Origin of the sequence: Micromonospora sp. D93, from assembly GCF_018070365.1 — a bacterium.
In the GTDB taxonomy this organism is placed as follows: Bacteria; Actinomycetota; Actinomycetes; order Mycobacteriales; family Micromonosporaceae; genus Micromonospora; species Micromonospora ureilytica.
The window spans coordinates 13,081-30,780 of sequence record NZ_JAGPXW010000007.1 but is presented as its reverse complement, the minus strand read 5'-3'; the positions used below and the strand labels follow the sequence as shown (position 1 = coordinate 30,780).

The following is a 17,700-nucleotide window of genomic DNA, read 5'->3' as shown; positions in this document are numbered from 1 at the left end:
AGCAGGCTGCGGCACAGTACGCTTGTCTGTCGTGACCGCTGCCGATTACGCCGAACAGCTCAAGGAACTCGACGCGACCCTGCGAAACATCGAGGCCGTCCTCAACCTCGACCGTCTCCACGAGGACAAGGCCCGCCTTGAGCAGGAGGCCTCCGCCCCCGACCTGTGGGACGACCAGGCCAAGGCCCAGCAGGTGACCTCGCAACTGTCGTACGTCAACGGCGAGATCAGCAAGCTGGGCAGCCTGCGTTCCGGCCTCGACGACGCCCAGGTGCTGCTGGAGCTGGCCGAGGCCGAGGCCGACCCGGGTGTGTTGACCGAGGTCGAGTCGGAGATCACCGGGCTGACCAAGGCCATCCAGGAGATGGAGGTCCGCACCCTGCTCTCCGGCGAGTACGACTCCCGGGAGGCGCTGGTCGCCATCCGGGCCGGCGCCGGTGGCGTGGACGCCGCGGACTTCGCCGAGATGCTGCTGCGGATGTACCTGCGCTGGGCGGAGCGGCACGGCTACCCGACCGAGGTCTACGAGACCTCGTACGCCGAGGAGGCGGGCCTGAAGTCGGCCACCTTCGCGGTCAAGGTGCCGTACGCGTACGGCACGCTCAGCGTCGAGTCGGGCACGCACCGGCTGGTCCGGATCAGCCCGTTCGACAACCAGGGTCGTCGGCAGACGAGCTTCGCGGGCGTCGAGGTCCTGCCGGTCACCGAGCAGACCGACCACATCGACATCCCGGAGAACGAGGTACGGGTCGACGTCTACCGCTCCTCCGGCCCGGGTGGGCAGAGCGTCAACACCACCGACTCGGCGGTGCGGCTGACGCACGTCCCGACCGGCATCGTGGTGACCTGCCAGAACGAGAAGTCCCAGTTGCAGAACAAGGCCTCCGCGCTGCGGGTGCTCCAGGCCCGGCTGCTGGAGCGCAAGCGCCAGGAGGAGCAGGCCAAGCTCGAGGGTCTCAAGGAGAACGCTGCCGGCTCGTGGGGCGACCAGATGCGCTCCTACGTCCTGCACCCGTATCAGATGGTGAAGGATCTCCGAACCGAGCAGGAGACCGGCAATCCGAGCGCGGTCTTCGACGGCGAGTTGGACGGTTTCATCGAGGCGGGCATCCGCTGGCGCAAGCAGCGGCAGATCGCCGGCGACGGTGCGTGACGACGCGCGGGCGGAGCGCTTCGTCGATCTCCAGGTAGAAGCCTGATTCGACGACTCGTGCCGGATCGGCGGGGCGTGGGCTTGGCTCAGTTGTTACACCGCGTAGACTCACCACCCGTGATTCAGCTTGAGCAAGTGACGAAGACGTACCCGAAGGCGTCCCGGCCTTCGCTCGACAACGTGTCCGTCTCGATCGAGAAGGGCGAGTTCGTCTTCTTCATCGGTCCATCCGGCTCCGGCAAGTCCACGATCATCAAAATGCTGCTGCACGAGGTGGCCCCCAACAAGGGGCGCGTCGTCGTCAACGGCAAGGACGTCACGTCGATGCGCTCCTGGAAGCGACCCCACTTCCGGCGTTCGATCGGCTGTGTGTTCCAGGACTTCCGGCTGCTGCCCAACCGCACCGCCTACGAGAACGTGGCGTTCGCCCTCGAGGTGATCGGCAAGACGAAGGCGGTTGCCCGCCGGGTCGTGCCGGAGGTGCTGGAGCTGGTCGGGCTCGGTGGCAAGGAGCACCGCTACCCGCACGAGCTGTCCGGTGGTGAGCAGCAGCGGGTCGCCGTCGCCCGGGCGTTCGTGAACCGTCCGCTGATCCTGCTGGCGGACGAGCCCACCGGAAACCTGGACCCGGACACCTCGATCGAGATCATGCGTCTGCTGGACCGGATCAATCGCACCGGCACGACCGTCGTGATGGTCACCCACGACTCCAACATCGTGAACCAGATGCGCCGCCGCGTCGTTGAGATTGAGAGCGGTCGCATCGTGCGTGACCAGGCCCGCGGCGTCTACGGGTGAGCCGGCGCTCCACCCCTGCGCAGCCTGACGACGAACACCTCATGCCGGAGACCCGGAGGAAATCCCGATGCGGTTGAAATACGTCCTGTCCGAGGTACTGGTCGGACTGTGGCGCAACGTGACCATGTCCATCGCGATGATCATCACGATGGCGGTTTCGCTGACCATGCTCGGCGCCAGCGGTCTCATGTACCGCCAGGTCGACGACATGAAGGACCTCTACTACAAGAACATCCAGGTCTCGATCTTCATGAAGCAGGAGGTGAGCGAGCAGCAGCGCACCGACCTGGACGGCAAGCTGAAGAGCGACCCCCTGGTCAAGGAAGTCATCTACGTCGACAAGGCCCAGGCGTACGAGCGCTTCAAGGCGATGTACCAGGACGCGCCGGACCTGGTCAACGCCGTCAAGCCGGACCAGCTGCCCGAGTCGTTCCGGCTCACGTTGAACAACCCGGAGCAGTACAAGGACATCTACGACCAGTACAAGGACACCGAGGGTGTCGAGGAGATCGTCGACCAGAGTCGACTGCTCGACAAGATCTTCAACATCCTCACCGCGATCCAGAACATCGCCCTGGCCGCCGCCGTCGTGATGGCGATCGCCGCCCTGCTGCTGGTCGCGAACACCATCCAGGTGGCCGCGTACAGCAAGCGGCGTGAGGTCGCGGTCATGAAGCTGGTCGGCGCGTCCAACTGGTTCATCCAGGCGCCGTTCGTGCTGGAGGCCGTGGTGGCCGGCCTGATCGGTTCACTGCTGGGTCTGGCCGCCCTGGTCGCGGCGAAGTATCTGCTCTTCGACGGGGCGTTGAGCGCTCTGGAAGGTCTTCTCTCGCCGATCACCTGGGGCGACATCCTGTTCATCTTCCCGTTGATGGCTGGCATCGGTGGTCTGGTCAGCGCGGGTACCGCCTGGATCACCCTGCGCTTCTACCTGCGGGTCTAGGCACCGTACGGGTCGTCCCGTCGTCGCCCGGGGACCCTCCCGCAGCCGGAAATAAACGGCGCGGGAGGGTCCTTGTCATTCGGGTAACATGATCGGTTGTCCGGCCGGGGTGAACCCGGCCGCGGACGAAGGAGAGGGGGTGGCACCGATGCCACGGGAAAAGGGGCGCAAGGTGGTCGCCTCCAACAAGAAGGCGCGCCACGACTACGCCATCCTCGACACGTACGAGGCGGGCATGGCGCTGACCGGCACCGAGGTCAAGTCGCTGCGGGCCGGGCGGGCGTCGCTTGTCGACGCGTTCGCGCAGGAACGTGACGGCGAGTTGTACCTGCACTCGATGCACATCCCGGAGTACACTCAGGGCACCTGGACCAACCACGAGCCCCGGCGTACCCGCAAGCTGCTGCTCAACCGGGTCGAGATCGACAAGCTCCTCGGCAAGACCCGTGAGGGCGGTTTCACAATCGTCCCGTTGCAGGTCTACTTCTCGGACGGCTGGGCCAAGGTCGAGATCGCCCTGGCCAAGGGCAAGAAGTCGTACGACAAGCGTCAGGACCTCGCCAAGCGCGACGCGGACCGGGAGATCGCCCGGGTTTCCGGTCGACGAGGCAAGGGGATGGACGACTAGTTCATCCTGTTTGTCCGGGTCGGTGTGCCGGCCCGGGGCTCGGGATGAAAGCTGTTGCGCCAGGCGTTAGTCTTGTCAGTGCCGCCACATCGGCGGTCTGTCGAGGGGGTGACTGGTTTCGACTTCGTACGCAGCGACAGGGGAAGCGAGCCGAGGAAGCCGACGTCGTCTCGAGAATCGGTCGTCGGAAACTTATAAGCGCCAAGCAAAATCGCGCTGACTTCGCTCTCGCCGCCTGAGGCGAGTAGCTAAGTCTGTCGGCCTGGGAACGCCTTCGTCCCAGTAGCCGGCATCAGCTAGGAGGCTGGCCAATCGGACCCGGTCGCGGGGTCCGTGCGGCGAGATCAATCAGCGACTGGGCCCGTCACACCAACTTGCTCGCGTGAGCGGTGGGGCCGAGTAGAGGCACAGCGAGCTGCGCTCGGAGAAGCCCTGACAAACCGGCGAAGGACCCGGGTTCGATTCCCGGCACCTCCACCACCTCGAACGAAGCGCCCCGGCCCACCAGCCGGGGCGCTTCGTTGTGCCGGGAGGGTCTTACGCTGCCCCCTGTGACCAATCAGGAGCTACGCCTGTCGCTCGGCGCGTCGCCCGGCCAGCGCGTCGTGGCGGTGGTGGCGGGCGTCCTCCTCGCGGCCGTCGGCGTGGCATTCGTGGCGTTGCCCCTCTTCGCCGACGGGTTGCTGCGCCGGCTGAGCGGCCCGGGCGACGCGTTGGCCTCCTATGAGGAGGCTCGCGACCTGCCACCGGGGTTGCTGCCGCCCGGGCTACGGGACTCCGCTGACCCGAACCAGTCCGGTCCCAGCCCGTTCATCGGCCTGTGCGGGCTGCCCTTCGTCCTGCTCGGCCTCTACCTGGTGCTGCGGGTGCTCCGCACGGCAGCCTGGCTGGACGGCAGCCGGGTGCGGGTACGCGGTGCGCTGCGCACCCGCACCGTCGACCTCGCCACCGCCCGGATCGAGTCGGGCGCGGTGTCGTACCGCGAGGCGGACGACGATGGTCCGGCCGGAAGACCGCAGGTGCGGGCAATCCTCGTGACCAACCCGGGGAGTACGCGGGGGGTCACCATCCCACTGCGCGGCATGGGGCTGCCCAGTCTGCCGCCGTCCGAGCTGCGGGCGCTGGCCGAGGCGATCACGACGGCTCGACCGGGCGACGGGCGGGACGGTGACGCGCACGCCGTGGTCGACCACCTGCACCGCATGGCGGAGCACTCGTCGACCGACTGAGGCTGCACGGCGTCCTGGGCCGGACCACTGCGGCTGGCGGGGTCAGTGGGTGCAACGGGGCAGATGAGGCGATCCGGGGCCCTGGACAGGGCCGGCCGGGCAGGCTCACCATCGCGGTATGGGGTAGCAGCGCCGCGCGGGAGGTGCCATGGTCACCGGTCCGGTCCAGCAGTCGTCACTCGTCGCCCGACCGCCCGTCGCGCATCCGGCGGGGCTCCCCGCCGACCCACACTCCATCGGTCTACCCGGCGAGCCGCGCCCGGCCGGCCTCGCCGGTGACGTGCACGCCCTCGGCCGGGCCGTCGCCGTCACCACCACCGAGCCGAGTTGGCGCGAAGACGTCCTCCTTCGGCTGCGTCCGGTGCGCCAGGGCTTCGCCGAGCACGTCCGGGTCACCGAAGGCCCCAGCGGCCTCTACCGGGAGTTGCTCACCCAGTCGCCGCGACTGGACCACGGCGTGCGGCTGCTGACCCGGGAGCACGCGGCGATCGTCGCCGCGATCCTGGCGGTCCAGCAGATCGCCGAGTGGTCCGAGGCGCCCCCCGACGAACTGCGGCATCGGGCCGGGCACCTGCTGCGGAGGTTGGCCCGGCATCGGCGGCGCGGCGCCGACCTGCTCTGGGAGGCGTACCAGACGGATCTGGGTGGCGAAACCTGAACCCGGGTCGGGAACCGGCCGGTCGACGGAGGCGTCGAACCGTACATGAATCGGCCTGCCCTGCTGCTCGTACTCCCGTTGCTGCTGGTGGCGGGCTGTGCCGCTACCGACGCCGGTCCGGCCGGCAGCCCGCGCAGCCCGACGCCCGGCGCGGAGGCGTTCGACCAGCGGGCGGCTCAGGTCGCCGAGGCGTGGCGGCCCGGTCCCGACTGGCGCACGGGCTACCTGCCGTTGGAGGGTCCGACAGTGCTCACCGGTGACCCGGGCTTCACCCCCGACACTGAGGCGGCCTTCCGGGCCGGGTGGTACAGCGCGCAGGTCGGGATACCGCCCACCCGGGTGGGCGGCGAGATCCACTTCCCGGACGGACGGCTGACGCTGCCGTTGGTCAGCGCCGCCGAGGCGTACCGGCAGCTCGACCAGGGTGATCCACTGCCCTGCCCTGGGCGGCCGAAGCGGCCCGGCCGGCCCACCCCCGGCGGTCCCACCGTCGAACCAGGGCCCGACGGGTGGGCAACGAGCAGCACGCAGACCGCCTGTCTTCCGCTCACCGTCACCGCTGTGACGTTCGGCGCCGTGCCGGTCCGCACGAGCCGCGGTGTGGCGCAGGTTCCGGCCTGGCTGTTCACCATCAAGGAGCTGGCCACGCCGGTGGCCCGGCTCGCCGTCGCGCCGACGGCTGTCACTCCCGTACCCGAGCCCACCGCGCCGGCCCGGCCGCTGCCGGACGGGTTGGTGGCGGCCCAGGACCTGGCAGCGGTCGACGGCGCCCGGCTGACCGTGCGGCTCGGCGTCGGCGCCTGTGACACCGGGATCACGCCGTTGGTGTGGGAACGGCCGGACGTCGTGGTGGTCGGTGGCGGCGTCACCCGGGCCACCGGCGAGTGCATCGCCGTGCTGAAACTGGAGCCGGTCACCGTCACCCTCGCGGCGCCGCTGGGCGCCCGGCCGGTGCTGGACGTCTTCACCGGTGCCCCGCTGTCTATCGCATCGCGCTGACGTGGTTCAGAGGATGCTGGGCACGTCGGTGCTGATCGGCACCGGCAACACAGTGGGACGGTCGGCGCGCAACCCGCCGGCGAGCGCCGCGCCGAGCTGATCGGGGGTCTCGACCACCTCCGTGGCACAGCCGTAGCCGGCCGCGATCGCCACGATGTCCAACCCCGGCAGGTCCAGGCCGGGCACCCCGGGGGTGTGCTTCAGCTCGGCGAACGCCTTGAGGATCGCGTACTGCTGGTTGACCGGGACCACGACCACCACCGGCAGTGCCAGGCGCGCGGCCGTCCAGAGCGCCTGCACGGAGTAGTGGAAGGAGCCGTCGCCGATCACCGCCACCACCGGGCGGCCACGCCCGGTGTCCCGCTCGGCCAGTGCGATGCCGATCGCCGCCGGCAGGCCGTAGCCGAGGCCGCCGCTGGCCATCGTGAAGTACGACGCCGGGCGGGTGATCCGCAGCTGACGACGCAGCGCGGACAGATTGGATGGTGACTCCTGGACCAGCACGCCGTCGGTCGGCCAGTGCGCGGCCAGCGCCGCGAACAGGGCGTCGGCGCTCGGTGGGGTGCCTACCTCCGGCGGTGGCAGCGCTTCCCGACGGGTGGGTGGTTGTCGGTCGCTCGGCGGCACCCGTTCGACAAGCGCGGCCAGGGCCAGCCCCGGGTCGCTGAGCAGAGTGTCACCGACCGGGGCTCGCGCGGCCTCGTCCGGGTCGTCCGTGACGTGCAGCAGCCGGGCGCCGTCGGGCAGGTGCCCACCCGGCACGTACGGGTAGTAGCGGAACACCGGTGCGCCGACGACGAGCACCGTGTCGTGCCCGCGCAGCGCCTCGGCGAGCGGACCGATCGCGTACGGCAGCACGCCGCGGAAGTGCGGGTGGTCCTCCGGGAACACGGCCCGCTCGGTGGCGGGGGCCGACCAGACCGGCGCGACGAGCCGCTCGGCCAGCGCGACAGCGGTCGACCAGCTCGCGGAGCGGTCCACCCCCGGCCCGTACACGAGCACCGGGTTGCGGCTGCCGGCCAGCACCCGAACGAACTCGTCCAACCGCTCAGGGTCCGGTGCGAACCGGGTGGCCACCGTTCGGGGCGCGGGCGGCGGGTCGGCTGGCTGGGCCCAGTCGTCCATCGGCAGGGAGAGGAAGACCGGTCCGGCCGGTGGCTGAACCGCCGTCGCGTACGCCCGCAGCATCGCCCCGGGGATGTCCTGCGCCCGGACCGGCTCGTAGGCCCACTTCACGTAGGGCTGCGGAAGCTCGGTGGGTCGACGGCTGGCCAGCCGGGGTTCGAGGAGCAGCATCTCCCGGGTCTGCTGGCCGGCGGTGACGATCAGCGGGGTCTTGTTGTGCCAGGCGGTGACCAGGTTGCCCATGCCGTTGCCGGTGCCCGGGGCGGTGTGCAGGTTGACGTGGGCGGGCGCTCCGGTGGCCTGGGCGTAGCCGTCGGCCATCGCGACGGCCGACGCCTCGTGCAGCGCGTGGACGTAGTGGAAGTCGGCGGGGAAGTCCTGGAGGAACGGCTCCTCGGTGGAGCCGGGGTTGCCGAAGACAGTGGTCATACCGAGGGTGCGGAGAACGTCGTACGTCGCGTCCCGGACAGTTGCCATCGCCACCCGCCTCCGTGTCGCGGGCAGGGGCGACCGCGGTCGCCCTCCCGATCAGCCGAATCTATCGGGATGTGACGGACCTTTCGGGCGTTTCCCGGCCGTCCGTGGTCCCGATCCGTCGATCACCGGGAGGTGTCTCGTCGGGTGCAACGGCCCTTCGTCTTAACTGTCTGATCACCCGCCGGTCAGACCTTAGCCAGCACCCAGGACGCAGGCTATGGTGCCAGGCATGGCGTTGACAGCGTGGCTGAACCCGATGCGCCGGGCGGATCCGGTCGATGACCGGCCCCCGGTCCGGGCTCACGGTTGACGGGTGTGTGGCATGCAGGGAGAGGGCCAGGCGATCGGCGGACGAGCGATGGAGTCGATGACCGGGCGGCTGCTGGTCGCGACTCCGGCGCTCAAGGACCCGAACTTCGACCGTACGGTGGTGCTGCTGGTCGCCCACGAGCCGGGCGGCGCGCTCGGCGTGGTGCTGAACCGGGCCACCGAGGTGCCGGTGGCCGAGGTGCTCGGTGACTGGAGCGACCTGGCCCGTCACCCGGCGGTGCTCTTCGAGGGCGGTCCGGTGCAGCCCGACTCGGCCATCTGCCTCGCCCGGATGCGGCACCCGATGCGCCGGCTGAAGGGCTTCCACCAGGTTTCCGGGGCGGTCGGCACGATCGACCTCTCGGTCGACCCGGAGCGGCTGCGGGAGAGCATCGGCGGCATCCGTGTCTTCGCCGGCTACTCCGGTTGGGGCAGCGGCCAGTTGGAGCAGGAGATCGCCGACGGCTCCTGGTTCGTGCTGGACGGGCTGCCCGGGGACGCCTTCGTCGACCGGCCCGACGACCTGTGGCCGATGGTGCTGCGCCGGCAGGGCGGGATGATGGCCGCCGTGGCGCACTTCCCGCCGGACGTGGCGCTCAACTGACCCGGCCCGGCGGGGCACCCCGCGAGATGACCATGCGGGCCGGTCTGTGTATAGTTTCCCAGTGCCCGGGAGACCGGGACAACAGCAAGGGGCCGTGGCGCAGCTGGTAGCGCACCACACTGGCAGTGTGGGGGTCAGGGGTTCGAGTCCCCTCGGCTCCACCCTTGAGAAACGCCCTGGTCGGGATATCCGGCCAGGGCGTTTGCTTTCCTCCTCGTCGGGGGCGCCCGTCCGTTGGAGTCAGCCGGCGGAGGCCCGTGGCGGAATCGTCGGTAACCGGACGGTGAAGGTCGCCCCGGCGCCGGGCCGGCTGTCGGTGGAGATCGTCCCGCCGTGGCTGGTCACCACCTCGCGCAGGAGAGCCAGCCCCAGACCGAAGCGCCGGTCCTTGGCCCCGGCGCCGCGGTGGAAGCGGTCGAAGAGGTGTTCCGCGTCGGCGGGGTCGAAGCCAGCTCCGCTGTCCGTGACCACCAGGTCCGCGCCCCGGCGGGAGGTGCGCAGGGCGACGTCGATGCGGCCGCCGGTCGGGGTGTGGGTGAGGGCGTTGGCGAGCAGTTCGCCGACCATGCGGCGTAGGGCCGAGGCGATGCCGGGGACGAGGATCGGAGTGTCCGGGACCGACAGGTGCAGCTGGACGCCCTGCTCGGCGGCGCGGTCGGCCTCGCAGTCGACGGCCTGGGCGGCGAGGAGGGTCAGGTTGACGGGCTCGGAGGGGTGCCGATCGGCCGGGGTGGCGGCGAGGCGGGCGGAGAGCAGGAGCTCGTCGACGATCTCGCCGAGGCGGCGGGTGGTGTCGATCAAACGGTCGTAGTCGGCGTGGTCGGCACCGGCGCGGCGGGCCAGGATCTGGGCGCGGGTGTGGACCTGGGCGATGGGGGTGCGCAACTCGTGGCTGGCGTCGGCGACGAAGCGGCGTTGCCGGCCGAGTGCCTCGGCGAGCGGCGCCACGGCTCGGCGGCCCACGGTGATGCCCGTGAGCACCGCCGCGGCGAGGCCGACGATCGCGGCGAGGAAGAAGGCGGCGAGGAGGTGACGTCGGTCGGCGAGCTGGAAGCGGGCGTCGAACACCGCTTGCACGACACCGGTGCCGCGGGGCTGGGTGCGGACGTAATAGGTCGTGCCGTTGCGTTCGACCTTGTCGCTGCGGACCTGACGGTCGAGGGCCACCGCGTCGATGGCGGACCGCAGTGGGAAGCCCGCCGGGGGCGGGTTCCGGCCCGAGTCGGTGCGGCTGCCGTCGTACAGGATGATCCAGCTGCAGCCCGGCGGGCCTGCGATGGTGCCGTGGACCGCGCCGTAGTTGAGCTCTCGTTCGATTTGTTCGTGCTGGTAGCGCAGCAGTGCGGCATAGGAGATGGCGGCACCCAGGGCGAGCAGCGCCGTCATGGTGAGCCCGACGAGCAGACTGACCCGCGCCCTGGCCCGGCGCAGCATGGTGTCCTCGAAGCTCACAGGGTTCCCAACCGGTAGCCGAGACCGTGCACGGTCCGGATCACCGAGCGGCCGAGCTTGCGGCGCAGGTAGTAGACGTACGTGTCGACCAGGGACGCCGCGCCCGCCTCGTCGAAGACCCGGCTGCGCAGCTCGGAGCGGGAGTGGACGGTGCGCGGCCGGGACGCGAGGACCCGCAGCAGCTCGAACTCGCGTGCGGACAGGGCGATCCGGGTGCCGTCGGGCAGGACGGCGTCGCGCACGGAGAGGTCGAGCTGGCCCGACCCGAGCCGCAACACCTCGGCGGACTCGGTGGTCCGGCGGCAGAGTGCCCGGATGCGGGCGCTCAACTCGTCCAGGTCGAAGGGTTTCGTCAGGTAGTCGTCGGCGCCCGCGTCGAGGCCGGCGACCCGGTCCTCGACGGTGCCGAGCGCGGTCAGCAGCAGTGCCCGGGCGAGCACCGCACGGGAACGCAGGCGGATGACCAGGTCCAGCCCGTCGAGGGCGGGTAGGCGTCGGTCGATCACCATGACGTCGTACGGTCGGGTGAGCCCCAGGTGCAGGCCGCGCTGGCCGTCGGGGGCCTGGTCGACGACGTATCCCTCGCCGGTGAGTGTCTCGGCCACCATGCCGCGCAGCTCCGAGTCGTCCTCGACGAGCAGGAGTCGAGTCATACCGTGATCGTGACATAGATGAACATCGTTGTCTGTAGAATTTGTCTCCTCAAACAAACATTCTACGGGGTTCCGGCGGGCACGAGGGACGGTGTAGAAGCGGGAGCGCGTGCCTCGCGTCGCTCGATCCAGGTGAGCAGCGGCGTCGTCATGAGTGTCGTGACGAGCGCGACCACCACCAGCACCGTGAAGAGCGACGGGTTCACGATGCCCGCCTCCAGTCCCACGTTCAGGGCGATCAGCTGCATCAGGCCCCGGGCGTTCATGAGAGCGCCGACGCGCAGCGCGACGCCGTTCGGTTCGCCGCGCATCCGGGCCGCGGCCCAGCAGGCGCCGAACTTTCCGACGATCGCCACGGCCACACACGCGGCGGCGAAGCCGAGTACGGCCAGGTTGCCCAGCAGCGCGAACTCGGTGCGCAGCCCGGAGTAGGTGAAGAACAGCGGCAGGAACACCGTCGCGGCGATCGGCGTCAGCGTGTCGACCACCTTGTCGGTCTTCTCCGAGCGCGGCATCACCACGCCGACCGCGAAGGCGCCGAAGACCGCGTACAGGCCGATCTCGTCGGTGTACCAGGCGACCAGGAAGAGCAGCGCCACGGTGCCGAGCAGCCGCGCGCGATCGCCCGGGAGCCCCATGACGAAGCCGGCCACCCGCCGCCCACCCAGCCACAGCGCCGCCCCGAACAGCAGCGCACCACCCGCGCAGACCAGTGCCGGGCCGACCGAGCCCGAGGCGAACGCCAGCACCGCGGCCAGCATGATCCACGCGACCATGTCGTCGATCGCGCCGCTGGCCAGGGCGAGCAAACCATGGCGGGTGCCGGTATGGCCGCGCTCGGTGATGATCCGGGCGAGCATCGGGAAGGCCGTGATCGCCAGCGCCACACCGACGAACGCCGCGGACACACCGAGCGACACGCCGTCCGCGCGGATCGGGACGAAGCCCGCCATGCCCAGGACCAGCAGGATCCCCAGCACCAGCGGAGCGGCGACACCCGCGAGCGACACCGCTCCCGCCGTGCCCGCGAGCTTGGTCACCCGGTGGGAGGTGAAGGCGTACCCGGCCTGGAACATGAACAGCACCAGGCCGACCTGGCCGACCACGTACAGGATCGGCAGCAGCGGGGCGGGAAAGAGCGCGGCCTGGGCACCCGGCCAGAACAGGCCGAGCAGCGACGGGCCGAGCAGCACCCCGGCGAGCATCTCGCTCACGACGGGAGGCTGGCCCACCTTGCCCAGGAGCCAGGAGACCAGCTTGCAGAAGAGCAGAATGACCGCGACCGCGATGAAGAACCGCGGGGCGAGTTCGCTGGGGGTCACGCGCTGGCCTCCTCGAAGAAGTGGGTGCACAACTTCTGTCGCCGGGCGTCGACGACCATCCAGGTGCCGCAGACCAGCTGCGTGACCGAGCGCCCCACGTCGAAGATCCGGTCGCGTTGCCGCATGAGGATGAGCCGGTTGCGGCTGGGACCGGGGAGACCCCGGGGCGTCAGGTACGCGGGACCGCGACTCGGCAGCGAGCGGGTGTGTGCTGCCGACGAGCTGACCGAGAAACGCCGCAGCACCTCCCGGGTCGCCGCACGGAGTTGGACGGGGGCCGAGCCGCGCGCCGGGCAGGCCCGGTTGGCGGTTACGCCGTACGGGATGAAGTGGGCGTCCTGCCGGCGCAACGACAGCCAGCGGTCCGGGTTGAACTCGTCGTCCGCGGCGGGACCGGTGCGTTGATGGGCCCGATAGTTGAAGAGGAGCACGGATCCGGTGGGCAGGACGTGATCGCCGACCGTGATGGGGCCGGACGTGATCCGGTGCGCGATGCCGAAGAGCGGGTAGACCCGCAGCGTCTCGTCGATGATCCGGTCGAGCGACACGTCCGACGTGTCCGTGACGGACCCGGCGCACAGCAGGATGTGCGCCATGGCCTCCGACATCTGCACCACGGCCGTGTTGAAGAACGCGCCCTGGAGGTACCAGGCGGTCTCCAGTGCGGTGAAGGGTGGCGGCAGCACGACCGGGCACGTTCCCGCCTCGATCCGCTCCAACAGGTAGCGGGTCAGGCGATCCCGCCGGGACATGTGCCGCAGACCCATCCCCTTGAGGGCGGTCACCACGTCGTCCGCGTTCGCCACGACGAGATCGCGGACGGCACGCGGGCAGGGCGCGTCGAACACCAGCTCGTACGAGACCTCGGCCCAGATCGGCATCATCAGGTCACGGAGCCGCACGTGGCTGACCCGACCGGCCGGGAGCGCGTCGAGGATCCGCCGGGTCGCGGCCGTCGCCAACTCGTCGGAGCGCGCGTGCGGGACGGCGAGCACCTGTCGGGTCGTCCGCGCGACGGTCCTGTACCGCTCGCCGGGCTCAAGGTGCTCCTGGTGCATCTGCGGACCGGGCGCGAGCCAGTACCAGAAGAGGTCCGACAGGCCGGCCCCGCGGCTGCGCCCGTCGGCGGCCGGGTCGCTGTAGACCCGAAGGAAGTCCTCCGGCCCCACCAGCGGCCCAGGGACGGGTACGCCCTCGGTCCCGTTGACCCGTTCGAAGATCCACTCCCGGAGGGCGACAACTGCCTTCACCGGGTCGCCACCTGGTCGGGCGTCAGATCGGCCGGCCGCCGCGCTCCGGCCAGGGCGAGGGCCTGATCCAGCTCGGTGGTGAGTCGTTCGAGAGCTTCCCGTACGCCCACCGCACCGCCCGTCGCGAGCGCCCGCACCACCGGACGCCCCACCAGCACCGCCCCCGCCCCCAGCGCCAGCGCGATCACCACGTCGGTGCCGCAGCGCACACCCCCGTCGAGCAGCACCGGGATCTGCCCATCCACGGCCGCCACGACTGCGGGCAGCGCGTCGAGCGTCGGAATGGCCCCGTCGAGCTGTCGTCCACCGTGGTTGGACACGATCACACCGGCGGCGCCGTGCTCGACGGCGAGGCGGGCGTCCGCGGGATGCAGGATGCCCTTGAGCAGGATCGGTAGTCCCGTGACGCCGCGCAGCCACGCGATCCGCTCCCAGCCTGCCGTCGCGTCCATCGCGATCGAGCGCACCCGGCCCGTCGCGTCGCGCATGTTCTCGCAGGCGTAGCCGGGCGGCAGGTCCGTGAAGCCGTTGCGCAGGTCACGCTCGCGCCGTCCAAACACCGGGGAGTCCACTGTCACGACGAGCGCCCGGCAGCCCGCCGACTCGGCGCGCTTGACCACGTACTCGGTGAAGTCGAGGTCGGGTTGCGGGTACAGCTGGAACCACAGGGTCCCGCCCGCCGCCGCGATCTCCTCGACCGGCTGGGTGGCGGCCATGCTCACCACCATCGCCGTGCCGGCCGCCGCGGCCCCCTGCGCGGTAGCCGCCTCGCCGTCCGGGTGCGCGAGCCGATGGAAGGCCGTCGGGGCGACCAGGAGCGGCGCGGCAAGCGATGTTCCGGCCACCGTGACTTCCAGGTCCCGCTCGCCGGTTGCCCGCAGCACACGCGGCACGATCCACCGTCGTTCGAAGGCCCGCTCGTTGGCGGCCAGGGTGCGCTCCCGCCCGGCCCCACCCTCGAAGAAGTCCTGGTGAACCGGGTCCATGTCAGCCCTCGGCGCCGGCGAGGCAGCGGCCCAGGAACTCCCGCAGCGGCCGCACGTGGACCTCCGGCCGGTCCCACTGGTTCTCCAGGTTCTCGGCGAGGTGGTGCGTGCTGACCAGTTGGCCCTCGCGGTGATAACGGACGACCGGGTGCAGGTACGCCGCGTCGTGCGCCTGCCCCACGACGTCCTGGGCCACCCGGGTCACGGTGATGTCGAACGGGTCGACCTGGTCGTGGTCGGGGCCGTACTCGAGAGTGATCACGAACGCCTGGTCGTAGTCGTGCTCGGCGGTGCGGAGCCCGGTCGACACGAAGTAGTCCACCGGCACCTCCTCGTGGTAGCGGGCCTCGGACCCGGCGACGGTGAGCACGTCGGCGAGGAACCCGAACTGCTGCCACAGGGCCGAGGTGCGGTTGACCCGCTCGATGACCGCCGCGGTCAGGGCCGCCGGCTCGGCGGCGAGCTTGTCGGACGGCCACTCCGTGGCGTCGTAGCGGCGGGAGAGGATCCTGTGCAGCGCGCGTACGGCGTAGCGGAAACCGTGCACGAAACCACTCGTGGACTTCTTGAAGTCGCGTTCCTGGGAGATCGTCCCGGCGAAGAACAGCCCCGGAACGTTCACCGACTCCCACGCTTCGGTCTGTGCCGGGAATCGGTTCCTGATGGCGAGCTTTGGCCGGGCCGAGGAGTCGAAAATCGAGTCGTCGAAACGGAATCCCGTGCATGCCAGCACCCGGTCGTAGTGCAGTTCCTTCACGACCTCGTTCGCCCGCGAGAAGCTGAACGTGACCTTGTAGCCCGTGCCGTCGCGCTCGATGCTCTTGATGGTGCCGTCGAGGATCGCGTTCGCGGACTTGAGCTGATAGGTGTCGAGGAAGTTGTTGTTCACCGCGCGCAGGTGCCCGACGTAGTGGGTGCGCCACGCCATCCGGACCGAGCTGGGCCCCGCGAGGTGGATCAGCGTCGTGGTCTCCATGAGGTTCTCGGCGGTCTCGAAGGCGGAGTTGCCCTTGCCGATGATGAGCACCTTCTGGTCGAGGTAGTCACGTGGCTCGACGCTCATCACGTCGTACCCCTCGGCCAGTTCGAATCCTGGAATGTCCGGCTGGTAGGTCTTCGACACGCCGGTGGCGACGATCACCGCGCGGGCCTCCCAGCGCTGGTCACCTGCCTCGACAGTGAACACGTCGTCGTGCTTGGACACCCGGGTCACCCGGGTGCCGTAACTGACCTTGACGCCGGTCTTCGCCGCGAAGTCCGCGAGGTATCGCACCATCACGTCGGCGTCGGGGAAGTACCGCTCGGTGTACTTCGTGAACAGCAGCGCCGGGTCGTCGGTGAGCAGGGAGTTCCAGTCGAGCCGCAGATTCAGCTCGGGATCGTCGGTGCCCGTGTGCGGTTTGTTGATCGAGATGAGTTGGCGGTGCCGCGGATAGGTGGCGAAGAACGCCCCCGGCCCGTCGGCACCCTCCAACACCAGATAGTCACCCTTGCCCTCGGCATCGAGCAGGGCGGCGAGTTGAAGACCGGCCGGACCGGCCCCGATGATCAGGTAATCAAGCGTCACGGCGCTCACCGTACGAGTGGGAAATCAGAGAGATTTCAAGCTCTTCCAGAATGTCGGCTGTTCTTCGCACGTCGGAGTCGAGCGGCCGGTCCGGGTCGATCGGTGCGATCTCCTCCAGGGCCCGAAGGGTGCGGTCACAGCCCACCGCCGTGGGCCGGCGCGCCCCGACGTGCACTGCCTGGCGCAGCCCGAGCCCGAGCGAACCGGTGATCAGGCGCAGCAGCTCCGCCTGGTCCAGGGCGCGGAGAGCGGCCTGCGTGCCGAGCGGGATCACGTCCTGGTTGTGCAGGTTGGTGGGGAGGCTCTGCAGGCTTGCCGGCACGGAGTCGCGCCTGATCTCGGCGATGAGCGCGGTCGACGCGAGCTGGACACCCTGCAACCCGTGCTGCTGCCCTGGTCCCGCCGCGAGCATCGGCGGCAGTCCGCCGTTGCGCCCGGGGTCCACGAGCAGGTCGAGTTGGCGCTCGGCGAGGTTGCCGACCTGGGCGATCACCATGGTCAGGACGTCGGCGGCGAACGCGGCGGGTTGGCCGAAGAAGTTGCCGCCGTGCACGACCTTGTCGTCGGCCGGGAAGAACAGCGGGTTGTCGCTCACCCCGCCGAGGTCCGCCGCCACCACGCCGTCGACATAGCGCAGGGCGTCCTCGGCCGCGCCGAGCAACTGGGGCGCGCAGCGGATGCTGTAGGGCTCCTGCAACGGTCTCGTGCCGGACTCTCGCAGGCCGGCGGAGGCCGCCCGCATGGCGTGGCCGACCTCGATGGCGCCCGGGTGACAGTAGGCGGCGAGGAGGGCCGGATCGAGGAACTGTGGATCGCAGCCGAGCAGGTCGGCGAGCAGACAGGTGAGCGTCTGCACCACGCGGTGTGAGGTGCGGACCCGGTCCAGGGCGAGGGCCAGCGCCGCAGTGGTGAGCGACGTGCCGTTGACAAGCGCGAGTGCGTCCCGGCCGTCGAGCGGCAGCGGCTCCAGGCCGGCCTTCGTCAGGGCATCCGCGGCGGGCATCCGGACGCCGTCCACGTAGGCATGCCCGCGACCGCGCAGCGCCTGGGCGGCGGCACCGAGCGGGATCAGGTCACCGCTGGCTCCCACCGAGCCGAATCGGGGCATCGCCGGCGTGAACGTCGTGCCGAGCATGGCCGCGAGCGCGTCGATCACGTGCGGCGAGACCCCCGACGCGCCCCGGGCCAGGGACCAGGCGCGCACCAGCAGCGTCGCGCGCACGACATCCGGGGCGAGGTCCGGGCCCTGGCCCGCCCCGAGATGGGCGAGGGTGTTGTCGGCCTGGTCGCGCTGGTCGGCTCGGCCCGCGTAGCCGACGAGCGCCCCGAAGCCGGTGGTGGCACCGTAGATCGCCCGGTCGTCGCCGAGTGCCTTGCCGAGGAACGTGCGGCCGGTCGCCACACGGGCCCGCACCTCATCGCCGAGCACGACAGTGACCGGGCCTGCCGCGACGCGCAGGTCGGCGAGGCGCAGCGGCGCTGCCAAATCCACCTTATTCGTCATGGGAGCGGATGCTAGAGGCAATTTCTCAGAGCGCTCTGAAATT

General features: G+C 70.3%; 16 protein-coding genes, 1 tRNA gene and 1 other RNA gene. 10 read left to right on the top strand and 8 right to left on the bottom strand.

Annotated features, from left to right (window positions below):
* Positions 1 to 31: 31 nt before the first annotated feature.
* The 8 genes from prfB (at position 32) to KBX71_RS10930 (ending at position 6,408) form a co-directional block, all read left to right on the top strand.
* On the top strand, positions 32 to 1,153 hold the full coding sequence (prfB, locus tag KBX71_RS10965) for a peptide chain release factor 2 (protein WP_210817842.1): 1,122 nt from the start codon (positions 32 to 34) through the stop codon (positions 1,151 to 1,153).
* 117 nt (positions 1,154 to 1,270) lie between these two features.
* Positions 1,271 to 1,951, top strand: a complete 681-nt coding sequence (gene ftsE / locus KBX71_RS10960) for a cell division ATP-binding protein FtsE (RefSeq protein WP_030331491.1) — start codon at positions 1,271 to 1,273, stop codon at positions 1,949 to 1,951.
* 67 nt (positions 1,952 to 2,018) lie between these two features.
* A complete protein-coding gene (gene ftsX / locus KBX71_RS10955) occupies positions 2,019 to 2,894 on the top strand; it encodes a permease-like cell division protein FtsX (protein ID WP_210817841.1) in 876 nt (291 codons plus the stop codon).
* A gap of 148 nt (positions 2,895 to 3,042) precedes the next feature.
* On the top strand, positions 3,043 to 3,522 hold the full coding sequence (gene smpB, locus KBX71_RS10950) for an SsrA-binding protein SmpB (protein WP_124821485.1): 480 nt from the start codon (positions 3,043 to 3,045) through the stop codon (positions 3,520 to 3,522).
* A gap of 104 nt (positions 3,523 to 3,626) precedes the next feature.
* Positions 3,627 to 4,002, top strand: a transfer-messenger RNA (tmRNA) gene (gene ssrA, locus KBX71_RS10945).
* A gap of 71 nt (positions 4,003 to 4,073) precedes the next feature.
* On the top strand, positions 4,074 to 4,751 hold the full coding sequence (locus KBX71_RS10940) for a hypothetical protein (protein ID WP_210817840.1): 678 nt from the start codon (positions 4,074 to 4,076) through the stop codon (positions 4,749 to 4,751).
* Between the two features lie 148 nt (positions 4,752 to 4,899).
* Positions 4,900 to 5,409, top strand: a complete 510-nt coding sequence (locus KBX71_RS10935; protein ID WP_247683286.1) for a hypothetical protein — start codon at positions 4,900 to 4,902, stop codon at positions 5,407 to 5,409.
* Between the two features lie 45 nt (positions 5,410 to 5,454).
* Positions 5,455 to 6,408: a hypothetical protein gene (locus KBX71_RS10930; protein ID WP_210817839.1), complete on the top strand. Its 954-nt coding sequence runs from the start codon at positions 5,455 to 5,457 to the stop codon at positions 6,406 to 6,408.
* Positions 6,409 to 6,414: 6 nt separating this feature from the next.
* On the opposite strand, the gene mdlC is transcribed toward KBX71_RS10930, so the two are convergent.
* Positions 6,415 to 8,010: a benzoylformate decarboxylase gene (mdlC, locus tag KBX71_RS10925; RefSeq protein WP_210817838.1), complete on the bottom strand. Its 1,596-nt coding sequence runs from the start codon at positions 8,008 to 8,010 to the stop codon at positions 6,415 to 6,417.
* Between the two features lie 322 nt (positions 8,011 to 8,332).
* On the opposite strand from mdlC, the gene KBX71_RS10920 reads away from it, so the two are divergent.
* Positions 8,333 to 8,923, top strand: coding sequence for a YqgE/AlgH family protein (locus tag KBX71_RS10920; RefSeq protein ID WP_030490862.1), 591 nt, complete (start codon positions 8,333 to 8,335; stop codon positions 8,921 to 8,923).
* A gap of 88 nt (positions 8,924 to 9,011) precedes the next feature.
* Positions 9,012 to 9,084: transfer RNA gene (locus tag KBX71_RS10915), tRNA-Ala, on the top strand.
* Positions 9,085 to 9,163: 79 nt separating this feature from the next.
* On the opposite strand, the gene KBX71_RS10910 is transcribed toward KBX71_RS10915, so the two are convergent.
* The 7 genes from KBX71_RS10910 to KBX71_RS10880 all read right to left on the bottom strand — a co-directional run bounded on the left by KBX71_RS10910 (position 9,164) and on the right by KBX71_RS10880 (position 17,657).
* On the bottom strand, positions 9,164 to 10,375 hold the full coding sequence (locus tag KBX71_RS10910; protein WP_240639311.1) for a cell wall metabolism sensor histidine kinase WalK: 1,212 nt from the start codon (positions 10,373 to 10,375) through the stop codon (positions 9,164 to 9,166).
* The gene (locus tag KBX71_RS10905) at positions 10,372 to 11,028 is read right to left on the bottom strand and encodes a response regulator transcription factor (RefSeq protein ID WP_210817837.1); all 657 of its coding nucleotides are present in this window, start codon (positions 11,026 to 11,028) and stop codon (positions 10,372 to 10,374) included. Before KBX71_RS10905 ends, KBX71_RS10910 begins: the two co-directional genes overlap by 4 nt.
* Before the next feature lie 62 nt (positions 11,029 to 11,090).
* Positions 11,091 to 12,350 carry a cation:proton antiporter gene (locus tag KBX71_RS10900; RefSeq protein ID WP_210817836.1) on the bottom strand — a complete coding sequence of 420 codons (1,260 nt, stop codon included), beginning with the start codon at positions 12,348 to 12,350 and terminating at the stop codon, positions 11,091 to 11,093.
* The gene (locus KBX71_RS34545) at positions 12,347 to 13,600 is read right to left on the bottom strand and encodes a cytochrome P450 (protein WP_210817835.1); all 1,254 of its coding nucleotides are present in this window, start codon (positions 13,598 to 13,600) and stop codon (positions 12,347 to 12,349) included. Before KBX71_RS34545 ends, KBX71_RS10900 begins: the two co-directional genes overlap by 4 nt.
* A complete protein-coding gene (locus tag KBX71_RS10890; RefSeq protein ID WP_210817834.1) occupies positions 13,597 to 14,586 on the bottom strand; it encodes an alpha-hydroxy acid oxidase in 990 nt (329 codons plus the stop codon). The genes KBX71_RS34545 and KBX71_RS10890 overlap by 4 nt, the downstream gene beginning before the upstream one ends.
* Position 14,587: 1 nt before the next feature.
* On the bottom strand, positions 14,588 to 16,153 hold the full coding sequence (locus tag KBX71_RS10885) for an NAD(P)-binding domain-containing protein (RefSeq protein ID WP_210817833.1): 1,566 nt from the start codon (positions 16,151 to 16,153) through the stop codon (positions 14,588 to 14,590).
* Positions 16,143 to 17,657 (bottom strand): aromatic amino acid ammonia-lyase, encoded by a 1,515-nt coding sequence (locus KBX71_RS10880; RefSeq protein ID WP_247683285.1) that lies wholly within the window; start codon positions 17,655 to 17,657, stop codon positions 16,143 to 16,145. Before KBX71_RS10880 ends, KBX71_RS10885 begins: the two co-directional genes overlap by 11 nt.
* Positions 17,658 to 17,700 lie beyond the last annotated feature (43 nt).